The organism is Variovorax sp. (assembly GCF_035634955.1).
GTDB lineage: Bacteria > Pseudomonadota > Gammaproteobacteria > Burkholderiales > Burkholderiaceae_C > Variovorax.
This window is the reverse complement of sequence record NZ_DASQBZ010000010.1, coordinates 1-10,901: the sequence shown is the minus strand read 5'-3', so window position 1 is coordinate 10,901 and position 10,901 is coordinate 1. Positions and strand designations below refer to the sequence as shown.

Below are 10,901 nucleotides of genomic sequence, written 5' to 3'. Positions count from 1 at the left end.
TTGCAGCTTCGGGTCGCGTGCAGTATCTTGCTTGTGGAAACATTAAACATCGACATGTTCACTGTCAAGCAATATAGTGCATGGTCAGTGTTAACCCCGAGCCGGTCCGCCGGCCGCCCCCGCCGCCTGTTGAGCCCCTATGAACGAACGAACGGACGAAGCATTGCTGCTGGCCACCCAGACCGCCCAGGCGCCAGGCGCCGAAGAAGGCAAGAGCCCGCTGCTGGCCGCGCTGGGCGAACGCGTGCGCAACCTGCGCGCCCGGCGCGGACTGACGCGCAAGGCAGTGGCGCAGGCGGCCGACGTGTCGGAGCGGCACCTGGCCAACCTGGAATACGGCATCGGCAATGCGTCGATCCTGGTGCTGCAGCAGGTCGCCGGCGCGCTCCAGTGCCCGGTGGCGGAACTGGTCGGCGACGTGACGACGACCTCTCCCGAGTGGCTGCTCATCCGCGAGTTGCTGCAGGACCGCGATGAATCCGACCTGCGCCGGGTGCGCATGGCCATCGGCGAGCTGCTGGGGAACGCCACCAGCGACCCGGCACGGGGACGCCGCATCGCGCTGGTCGGCCTGCGGGGCGCGGGCAAGTCCACGCTGGGCCAGATGCTGGCCGACGACCTGGACGTTCCGTTCATCGAGCTCAGCCGCGAGATCGAGAAATTTGCGGGCTGCAGCGTGCGCGAGATCCACGACCTGTACGGCACCAACGCCTACCGACGCTACGAGCGCCGGGCGCTGGAGGAAACCGTGCAGATCTACAGCGAGGTGGTCATCGCCACGCCCGGCGGCATCGTGTCCGACCCGGCCACCTTCAACGAACTGCTGGCGCATTGCACCACCGTCTGGTTGCAGGCCGCGCCGGAAGAACACATGGGCCGCGTGGCCGCCCAGGGCGACACCCGGCCGATGGCGGCCAGCAAGGAAGCCATGGACGACCTGCGACGCATCCTCCAGGGCCGTGCCGCCTTCTATTCGAAGGCGGACCTGAAGGTGGACACGAGCGGACGGGACCTGGCGTCCTCCTTTGCGCTGCTGCGCCAGGCCGTGCGCGACTCGATCACGCGGGCCGCCTGAGCGGCGCGAGATGTAAGAAACACATTCAGGGCTTGACGCGCGACAAAACATGCATAATGATGCATGCATCGCTCGCCAGAACTTGCATTATTTTGCTCATTAGGAGAATCCCGCATGACCGACTCCGCCTCCACGTCATCGCCTCGCGTCGACTACCGCGTCGAGCCCTCGCAGTACCGTCACTGGTCGCTTGAGGTCGACGGCAACGTCGCTCGCATGTCGCTCGACATCGCCGAGGACGGCGGCATCCGTCCCGGCTACAAGCTCAAGCTCAACAGCTACGACCTGGGCGTGGACATCGAACTGGCCGACGCCCTCAACCGCGTCCGCTTCGAGCATCCGCAGGTGCAGACGGTGGTGGTCACCAGCGGCAAGGACCGCATCTTCTGCTCGGGCGCCAACATCTTCATGCTGGGCGTGTCGAGCCACGCCTGGAAGGTGAACTTCTGCAAGTTCACGAACGAGACGCGCAATGGCATCGAGGACAGCTCCGAGCATTCCGGGCTGAAGTTCCTGGCCGCCGTCAACGGCGCCTGCGCCGGCGGCGGCTACGAGCTTGCGCTGGCCTGCGACGAGATCCTGCTGGTGGACGACCGCTCGTCTTCCGTGTCGCTGCCCGAGGTGCCGCTGCTGGGCGTGCTGCCCGGCACCGGCGGCCTGACCCGGGTGACCGACAAGCGCCGCGTGCGCCACGACCTGGCCGACATCTTCTGCACCAGCGTCGAGGGCGTTCGCGGCCAGCGCGCGGTCGACTGGCGCCTGGTGGACGCCGTGGCCAAGCCGGCGCAGTTCGCCGACGCGGTGGCCGCGCGCGCGCAGAAGCTGGCGTCGTCGAGCAAGCGCCCGGCCGACGCCAAGGGCATCAAGCTGCCGCGCCTGGAGCGCGAGGATGGCCCCGACAGCCTCACCTACGAATACGTGAAGGTCGAGATCGACCGCGGCCGCCGCACCGCCACTTTCACCGTCAAGTCGCCGTCCGGCAAGCAGCCGGGCGACATCGCCGGCATCGAGGCGGCCGGTGCATCCTGGTGGCCGCTTGCCATGGCGCGCCAGCTGGACGACGCCATCCTTTCGATGCGCACCAACGAGCTCGACATCGGCACCTGGCTGCTCAAGACCGAAGGAGACGCGCAGGCAGTGCTGGCAAGCGACGCCGCCTTGCTGGCCAACCAGGACCATTGGCTGGTGCGCGAGACGATCGGCATGCTGCGCCGTACGCTGGCACGCCTGGACGTATCCTCGCGCAGCCTGTTCGCGTTGATCGGGCCGGGCTCGTGCTTCGCCGGCACGCTCGCCGAACTGGCCTTCGCCGCCGACCGCGCCTACATGCTGGTGCTGCCCGACGAGCCCGAGCGCGCGCCGCGCATCGCCTTGAGCGAACTCAACTTCGGCACCTGGCCGATGGTCAACGGCCAGAGCCGCCTGGCACGCCGCTTCTACGAGGAAGCCGCCCCGATGGATGCCGCCCGTGCGGCCATCGGGCAGGCGCTGGACGGCGACGCCGCCCTCGGGCTGGGCCTGGTCACCGCCGCGCCGGACGACATCGACTGGGACGACGAGATCCGCATCGCGATCGAGGAACGTGCCGCCATGTCGCCCGATGCGCTCACCGGCCTGGAGGCGAACCTGCGCTTCGCCAGCCGCGAGAACATGCTCACTCGCGTGTTCGGCCGCCTGTCGGCCTGGCAGAACTGGATCTTCAACCGGCCCAACGCAGTCGGCGAGAAGGGCGCGCTGAAGGTCTACGGCACCGGCCAGAAGGCGGGCTTCGACATGAACCGCGTCTGAGCCGCAGACGCCCCCCGGAATTCAAACCATCTCGATGAAAGACCTGTCATGAGCTCGATCAACTACAGCGAGAAGATCCCCAACAACGTCAACCTGTCGGAAGACCGCACGCTGCAGCGCGCGCTCGAAGGCTGGCAGCCCAACTTCATCAACTGGTGGGACGACGTCGGCCCGGAAGGCTCGACCAACCACGAGGTCTACCTGCGCACGGCCGTCAGCGTCGACCCGCAGGGCTGGGCCCAGTTCGGCCACGTGAAGATGCGCGACTACCGCTGGGGCATCTTCCTGAACCCGGGCGACGCCAACCGCGAAGTCCACTTCGGCGACCACAAGGGCGAGAAGGCCTGGCAGGACGTCCCGGGCGAGCACCGCGCCAACCTGCGGCGCATCATCGTCACGCAGGGCGACACCGAGCCGGCGTCGGTCGAGCAGCAGCGCCACCTGGGCCTGACGGCGCCGAGCATGTACGATCTGCGCAACCTGTTCCAGATCAACGTGGAGGAAGGCCGCCACCTGTGGGCGATGGTCTACCTGCTGCACAAGCACTTCGGCCGCGACGGCCGCGAAGAGGCCGAGGCCCTGCTGCAGCGCCAGTCTGGAAACGAAGACAACCCACGCATCCTGGGTGCCTTCAACGAGAAGACGCCGGACTGGCTGGCCTTCTTCATGTTCACCTACTTCACCGACCGCGACGGCAAGTTCCAGCTGTCGGCGCTGGCCGAATCCGCCTTCGACCCCCTGGCGCGCACCACCAAGTTCATGCTGACCGAGGAAGCGCACCACATGTTCGTGGGCGAATCGGGCGTCTCGCGCGTGCTGCAGCGCACCGCGCAAGTCATGAACGAGCTCAAGACCGATGACCCGCAGAAGGTGCGGGCGGCCGGCGCCATCGACCTGGCGACCATCCAGCGCTACCTGAACTTCCACTACTCGGTGACCATCGACCTGTTCGGCGCCGACCAGTCGAGCAATGCCGCCACCTTCTACAGCTCCGGCCTGAAAGGCCGCTACGAGGAAGGCAAGCGCGACGACGACCACGTCCTCAAGGGCCAGACCTACAAGGTGCTCGAGGTTCAGAATGGCCAGCTGGTCGAGAAGGACGTGCCGATGCTCAACGCCCTCAACGAGGTGCTGCGCGACGACTTCATCAAGGACTCGGTGGCCGGCGTCAACCGCTGGAACAAGGTGCTGGAGAAGGCTGGCATCCCCACCCGCCTGACGGTGCCGCACAAGGCCTTCAACCGGCAGATCGGCGCGCTCGCGGGCATCAAGATGTCGCCCGACGGCCGCGTGGTCAACGAGCAGGAATGGTCGGCCCGCAAGGACGAGTGGCTGCCGACGGCGGAAGACTTTGCCTTCGTCGCCTCGCTCATGGGCCGCGTGGTCGATCCCGGCAAGTTCGCCGGCTGGATCGCGCCGCCGGTGATGGGCATCAACCGCCAGCCGGTCGATTTCGAATACGTCCGCTTCGGCTGAACGAGCGGCAGGCGACGAGGGAGGCACAAGGAGACCCACGATGGACATGGCCGTTGTCAACACCGGCGTGATCAAGCAGCACTTGATCGACCCCGAGATCTGCATCCGCTGCAATACTTGCGAAGCCACCTGCCCGGTCGGCGCGATCACGCACGACGATCGCAACTACGTGGTACGGGCCGACGTGTGCAATGGCTGCATGGCCTGCATCTCGCCCTGCCCCACCGGCTCGATCGACAACTGGCGCACCATGCCGGCGGTCAAGGCCTATTCCATCGAGGAGCAGCTGACCTGGGACGAACTGCCGGCCGAACTCACGCCCGAGCAGCTCGAGGCCGAGGGCGTGGACGACGGCGCTGCCGAGGCAGTGCAGCAGACGCTCGCCGCAGCCGAACCGGCCGCCGCGGCCGAGCCGGGCACCGTGGCCTTCAACTCCGCGCAGTACAACGCCGCCACGCCGCCTTGGTCGGCCGCACACGCCTACACCAACCTCTATCCGCCCAAGAGCCCGACCACCGCCACCGTGGTGGGCAACTTCAACTGCACCGAGGCCGGTTTCGAGAACCAGACGCACCACATCGTGCTGGATTTCGGGACCATGCCGTTCCCGGTGCTCGAAGGCCAGTCGATCGGCATCGTCCCGCCCGGGACGGATGCCGCCGGCAAGCCGCACCATGCGCGCCAGTACTCGATCGCCAGCCCGCGCAACGGCGAGCGCCCCGGCTACAACAACGTCTCGCTGACGGTCAAGCGGGTGCTGCAGGACCATCAGGGCCAGCCCGTGCGCGGCGTCGCCTCCAACTACGTGTGCGACCTCAAGGTCGGCGACACGGTGCAGGTGATCGGCCCGTTCGGCAACACCTTCCTGATGCCGAACCACCCGAAGTCGCACATCGTCATGATCTGCACCGGCACCGGCAGCGCGCCGATGCGCGCCATGACCGAATGGCGCCGGCGCCTGCGCAAGAGCGGCAAGTTCGAGGGCGGCAAGCTGATGCTCTTCTTCGGCGCCCGCACGCAGCAGGAACTGCCCTACTTCGGGCCGTTGCAGAACCTGCCCAAGGACTTCATCGACATCAACTTCGCCTTCTCGCGCACGCCCGGCCAGCCCAAGCGCTATGTGCAGGACCGCATGCGCGAACGCGCCGCCGACCTGGCAGAACTGCTCCAGGACGGGCAGACGCACTTCTACGTGTGCGGCCTCAAGAGCATGGAAGAAGGCGTGATGCTGGCGCTGCGCGACGTGGCCGCCGACGCCGGCCTCGACTGGGACACCGTCGGCGCCGCGCTCAAGCGCGAAGGCCGGCTGCACCTCGAGACCTACTGAGCCGGCGCCCGGTCAGCACGCGCATGAAGTTCGCCGACTTCCATCCGGGCCAGGTGATCGAGGCCGGCCCGCACGTGGTCACGGCCGATGCCGTCGTGGGCTTCGCGAGCCAGTGGGATCCGCAGTGGTTCCATGTCGACGCGGCGCGGGCCGAGGCCGGCACCTTCGGCGGCCTGATCGCCAGCGGCTGGCACACCTGCGCCATCGCCATGCGGCTGGTGGCCGATGCCGCGCTGGCCGGCTCCGAATCCTTCGCCTCGCCCGGTCTGGAATACGTCAAGTGGCCCAATCCAGTGCGGCCGGGCGACGCGCTTCGGCTGCATGCGGAGGTGCTCGAAGTACGCCGATCGGCCTCGCGCGCGGACCTGGGCATCCTGCGCTGGCGCTGGCGCCTGCTCAACCAGGTGGGCGGCGAGGTGCTGGACCTGGTGGCGACCAGCCTGTTCAGGCTGGCGGACTGAGCTTCAACGGCGCTGCGCGGCTCACGTCCCGTAGCCGGTTGCAATCGATTGCAACTGGATCGCGTCTCCGACCGGCAGCATGGCCAAGATCTCGGTCCAATCCAGGCTCCTTCTCAGTCGCACCGCCAAAGCCCGCCGTCCCCACCCAACTATGAAGAATCGACTATTGCTTGTTGTTGCCGGTCCTCTTGTTGCGGCTCTGGGTGCCATCGCAGCTTCTGTCATAGAGCATTCGAACGAACCCCGCATCAACCCGTCCGGCGTCGTCAATATCCACGGAAGCAACAATCAGCTGCATGGCGGCACCATCGTCGGTGGCTCCCACAACTCGATTGTCATCCAAGGATCGCAGACGCACAGTGATGCGACTGCCACATCTTCGCTGGTCGGCGCCTGGAAGGGGCGAATGCGGGCGAAGACGCCGAAGGGGGAGTTTGTATTCAGTGGCATCTCAGCACTTCGCAAGGATGGCTCCTACGCCTTCAGCGGCGAACTGAAAACAGACGTCACGCCCTTCAGCACCGTCTCAAGCGTCGTCGGAGCCGGAACATGGCGGCCCACACATGGCGGCTACAGCATTCGCCTGACCGACGCCAAGACGGTGAAAGCGGTCCTGCAGCAACAAGGAGAGGCCGACGTCGATCTGACCCTACTCCTCTCGCGGACTGGGTTGCAGCCCATCTTTCGATACGAAGATTTCACACCTCGAGGCACGGTCAACGAGTTCTCTGTTGTCGAGTTGACTGAGACAACTCTGCGCTCGACAGGAAAAGACTTTCGAGGAGTGGCCTGGGCGTATGAAGGAACGCGGTTGCAGTAGCGCAATCCGGTCGATGGCATATGCGGCCTCGCGTTGATGCCTGATCGCGACATCAACGTGTCACCATGGCAGCACCTCTCCCAGTCCTGACACCTACGCCGCAGCCTTCATCGGCCCGAGCCGCCGCATCTTGTCGTAGAGCGTCTTGCGCGGCACGCCAAGCCGTTCTGCTGCGGCGGCGGCGCTGCCGTCGCAGGCATCCAGCGCTTCCTGGATCAGGTAGCGCTCGAACTGCGCCATCTGCTCCTCCAGCGTGCGTTCGCCGCGCGGCCTGTCGCGCATGGCGGCGTCGCCATCCCACAGGCCGAGCACGAACCGGTCGGCAATGTTGCGCAGCTCGCGCACGTTGCCCGGCCAGGCATGCGCCATCAGGGCTTCCAGGTGGCGGGCCTGCACGGCCGGCAACTCGCGCTCGTGGCGCAGCGCCGCCTGCATGGCGAAGTGGGTGAACAGCAGCGGGATGTCGTCGCGCCGGTCGCGTAGCGGCGGCAGCTCCAGCACCACCACGCCCAGCCGGTAGTACAGGTCGTCGCGAAACCGGCCCTCGCGCGCGGCCGCCAGCAGATCCGCCTTGGTGGCGGCAATCACCCGGCTGTTCATGGGCCGCAGCTCGTTGGAGCCGAGTCGCTCGAACTGGCGCTCCTGCAGGGCGCGCAGCATCTTCACCTGCAGGTTCATGGGCATGGTCTCGATCTCGTCGAGGAACAGCGTGCCGCCATGCGCATGCTCGATCTTGCCGATGCGCCGCTTCGCCGCGCCGGTGAAGGCGCCCGCCTCGTGGCCGAACACTTCGCTCTCGAACAGCGCCTCGGGCATGCCGCCGCAGTTGATGGCGGCGAAGTTGCCGTCGCGCCGGCGGCTGCCCTCATGCAGGCAGCGCGCCACCAGTTCCTTGCCGGTGCCGGTCTCGCCCAGGATGAGCACGTCGGCGTCGGAGCGGGCGACGTCGCGCACCAGGCGGCGCAGCTTCTGCATTGCCGCCGAGCGGCCGATCAGGCGGGCCTCGATGGTCTCGTAGCTCGCCAGCTGGCCGCGCAGGCGATCCACTTCCAGGCTCAACGCGCGCTTGTCCAGGGCGCGCTGCACCACCTCGGTCAGCTGCTCGGGCGAGAACGGCTTCTCGAGGAAATCGTAGGCACCCAGGCGCATCGCCTGCACCGCCATGGTGATGTCGCCGTGCCCGGTCACCAGGATCACCGGCAGCGCGGGGTCCACCTTGAGCGCATGCGAGAGCAGCGCCAGCCCGTCCATGCCCGGCAGCTTGACGTCGGTGACCAGTACGCCGCCCAGGCCGGGCGCCAGATGGTCGAGCACCTTCTCGGCCGAGCCGAAGCCCGACACGCGCAGGCCGGCGAGCTGCAGCGCCTGCGTGCTGCCCAGGCGCACAGCCGGGTCGTCCTCGACGAACAGCACTTCAAGTTCTCGCGATTCGTTCATGTCTTGTCTCTTGTTGTCCGTTGCGCAGGGAAACGATGAAGGCGGCGCCACCGAGGCTGCTGCTGCGGCCGGCACGCAGCAGGCCGCCGAAGTCGCGCACGATGCCGGCGGAGATGGCCAGGCCCAGGCCGAGCCCCAGTCCCTGCTCCTTGGTCGTGAAGAAAGGTTCGAACAGGCGCGGCATGACCTCGGGCGCGATGCCGGGTCCGTTGTCATGCACCTGCAGCGCCACGCCGCCTGCGGTCCGGCAGGCGACGATGCGCACCCGCCGCGCCCCCTGCACGCCGGCGGTCGCGTCGAAGGCATTGACCAGCAGGTTGACCACCACCTGCTCCAGGCGGTTGCCCTCGCACAGCGCGCACAGCGCGGGCTCGAGCTGGTGCTCGAGTTCGATGTGCTCCTGGCGGATGCGCTGTCCGAGGAGGAAGACCGCGTCGGCGATCACGTCCTCCAGCGGGACCGATTGCAACTCCACGCCCGAGCGCCGCGCGAACTTCTTGAGCTGCGCCGTGATCTGGCCCATGCGATCGGTCAGCTGGCAGATCGTGCGCAGGTTCAGGTCGACCTGGTCGGACTGGCCACGTTCGTGGAACACCACCGCGTTGGCCGACAGCGTGCGCAGTGCCGCCAGCGGCTGGTTGAGCTCATGCGTGATGCCGGCCGACATCTGGCCGAGCACCGCCATCTTGCCGGTCTGGACGAGGTCGTCGAGCGTGTTCTTGAGGATCTCCTCGGCGCGCTTGCGCTCGGCCACCTCGGTCTGCAGATGGAGGTTGGCCTCGCTCAGGGCCTCGGTGCGCAGCTGCACCTTGTGCTCCAGCTCGTCGTGGGCCCGCTGCAGCGCCTCGCGCGCGGCCAGACGGTGGCGCACGATGCGGCGGCGCTGCTGGAAGAACATCACCAGCAGCGTCAGGAAGACCAGCGCAAACATCGTCACCAGCGCACTGGTGCGCGCCAGCGCGTGCACCGGTGCCATGTCCGACAGCATGATCAGCTTCCAGTCGGTGCCTTCGACCGGCCGGCTGTCCAGGAGATAGTCCGGGCCGAACGGCTGGCGCGTGCCGCCTCCCGCGGCACCGGTCGCGCTCAGCTGCACGACCGTTCCCGAGCCGCCGGACCAGGGCATGTGCTCGCGCATGTCCAGCGGCGTGAGGGCGCCGGCCTCGGTGTACTGGCGCGTCTGCGCCAGCCGCTGCAGCGTCTGGCTCGACAGCGGGCGCAGGGTCCGGAACTTCCACGAAGCCTCGGATGACAGCACGATCACGCCGTTGCCGTCGATGGCCAGCACCTGGTCGGCAGAATGCGCCCACGGGGCGTCCAGCTTGTCCAGGTTGACCTTGACCGTGGCCACGCCCACCTGCCGCCCGCCGTCGACCACGCCGAACGAGAAGTAGTAGCCCGCCTCGCGACTGACCGTGCCGATGCCGTAGAAGCGCCCCGGCACCCCGCGCAGCGCATCGCGGAAGTACGGACGGTACGAGAAATTCATGTCCACGAAGCTGCCCGGCTGGTTCCAGTTGCTGGCCGCAAGAGTCAGCCCGTTGACGTCCATGACATAGGCGGCCGAAGCCTGGGCATGGGCATTGACCGTCTCGAGGTAGGCGTTGGCCGCCAGTTGCAGGTTGCGGTCCGCCGGCGTGCGCAGCAGGTCGAGGATGTCCGGGCTGAGGGACAGCACCTGCGGCAGGTACTCGAAGCGGCTGAGCTCGCTTCGCAAGCCGGTGGCGTAGATGTCGAGCCGATGCAGCGTGCCCTGCTGCAGCGAGCGGATCGCGGCGCGCTCTCCCATGAAGTAGGCCAACGCGCCGCCGGCGGCGATCAGGCACGCCCAGAGCGCCATTGCCACGGCCCGACGCCAGCGCCGGGACGCGGCATGGTCGCGCGGATCATCGAAGGTGCCGGCCAGGCCGGCGCGATACGGCTCGGCCAACTTCAGCATGGCGCGTCCGGCCGAAAGAAGAAGTGACACGAAAACGGCGAGCGGCGCTCTGCAGGTGGGCGGGAGGGGGAATCGATCATAGTGACACCCTCGCGCCCTGCCGGGCCGGAATTACCCTGGCCCGCCTGCTTCGCAGCCGCCCGGCGCCCGCGCATCAGTCCACGTAGATGCCGGCGGCCTTGATGACCGGGCCGAAGCGCGCCACCTCGGACTGGACGAACTTCTTGTGCTCTGCCGGCTCGACCCGCTTGTCGTTGACCACCACCGCGCCCAGGCCCTCTTCCTTCTTGATGAAGTCCGGGTCCTTGAGCGCCAGCTTCAGCGCGTCGTTGATCTTCTTTAGCACCGGCGCCGGCGTGCCCTTGGGCGCGTACAGCCCGTGCCAGATCGTCACCTGGAAGTCCTTCAGCCCCGCCTCGTCCAGCGTCGGAATGTCTTTGAGCGCCGGCGTCGTCAGCCGCTTGAGCGAGGCCACGCCGTAGGCCTTGACCTTCTTGGCCTCGATCTGCCCGGTGGTGTTGGTGGTCTGGTCGCACAGCAGGTCGATCTGCCCGCCCATCAGGTCGGCAATGGCCGGC

At 67.4% G+C, this 10,901-nt stretch carries 9 protein-coding genes; 6 read left to right on the top strand and 3 right to left on the bottom strand.

The features are described from left to right. Positions 1 to 139: 139 nt before the first annotated feature. The 6 genes from VES41_RS04015 (at position 140) to VES41_RS03990 (ending at position 6,947) form a co-directional block, all read left to right on the top strand. Positions 140 to 1,075 carry a helix-turn-helix transcriptional regulator gene (locus VES41_RS04015; protein ID WP_324813317.1) on the top strand — a complete coding sequence of 312 codons (936 nt, stop codon included), beginning with the start codon at positions 140 to 142 and terminating at the stop codon, positions 1,073 to 1,075. Between the two features lie 114 nt (positions 1,076 to 1,189). After that, on the top strand, positions 1,190 to 2,863 hold the full coding sequence (boxC, locus tag VES41_RS04010; protein WP_324813314.1) for a 2,3-epoxybenzoyl-CoA dihydrolase: 1,674 nt from the start codon (positions 1,190 to 1,192) through the stop codon (positions 2,861 to 2,863). Positions 2,864 to 2,911: 48 nt separating this feature from the next. Then, on the top strand, positions 2,912 to 4,339 hold the full coding sequence (gene boxB, locus VES41_RS04005; RefSeq protein WP_324813311.1) for a benzoyl-CoA 2,3-epoxidase subunit BoxB: 1,428 nt from the start codon (positions 2,912 to 2,914) through the stop codon (positions 4,337 to 4,339). 40 nt (positions 4,340 to 4,379) lie between these two features. Continuing rightward, the gene (boxA, locus tag VES41_RS04000) at positions 4,380 to 5,666 is read left to right on the top strand and encodes a benzoyl-CoA 2,3-epoxidase subunit BoxA (RefSeq protein ID WP_324813308.1); all 1,287 of its coding nucleotides are present in this window, start codon (positions 4,380 to 4,382) and stop codon (positions 5,664 to 5,666) included. Between the two features lie 23 nt (positions 5,667 to 5,689). Beyond that, entirely contained in the window at positions 5,690 to 6,127 is a 438-nt protein-coding gene (locus VES41_RS03995) for a MaoC family dehydratase (protein WP_324813305.1), read from the top strand. Positions 6,128 to 6,206: 79 nt separating this feature from the next. Then, complete coding sequence (locus VES41_RS03990) at positions 6,207 to 6,947, top strand: hypothetical protein (RefSeq protein WP_324813304.1); 741 nt, start codon at positions 6,207 to 6,209, stop codon at positions 6,945 to 6,947. A 93-nt stretch (positions 6,948 to 7,040) separates the two neighbouring features. Here VES41_RS03990 and VES41_RS03985 read toward each other — a convergent pair whose 3' ends face one another. The 3 genes from VES41_RS03985 to VES41_RS03975 all read right to left on the bottom strand — a co-directional run. Beyond that, the gene (locus VES41_RS03985) at positions 7,041 to 8,384 is read right to left on the bottom strand and encodes a sigma-54 dependent transcriptional regulator (protein ID WP_324813302.1); all 1,344 of its coding nucleotides are present in this window, start codon (positions 8,382 to 8,384) and stop codon (positions 7,041 to 7,043) included. Next, positions 8,362 to 10,323 (bottom strand): sensor histidine kinase, encoded by a 1,962-nt coding sequence (locus VES41_RS03980; protein ID WP_324813300.1) that lies wholly within the window; start codon positions 10,321 to 10,323, stop codon positions 8,362 to 8,364. The genes VES41_RS03985 and VES41_RS03980 overlap by 23 nt, the downstream gene beginning before the upstream one ends. A gap of 154 nt (positions 10,324 to 10,477) precedes the next feature. After that, a partial coding sequence (locus tag VES41_RS03975; protein ID WP_324813297.1) for a tripartite tricarboxylate transporter substrate-binding protein occupies positions 10,478 to 10,901 on the bottom strand: 424 nt, incomplete at its 5' end.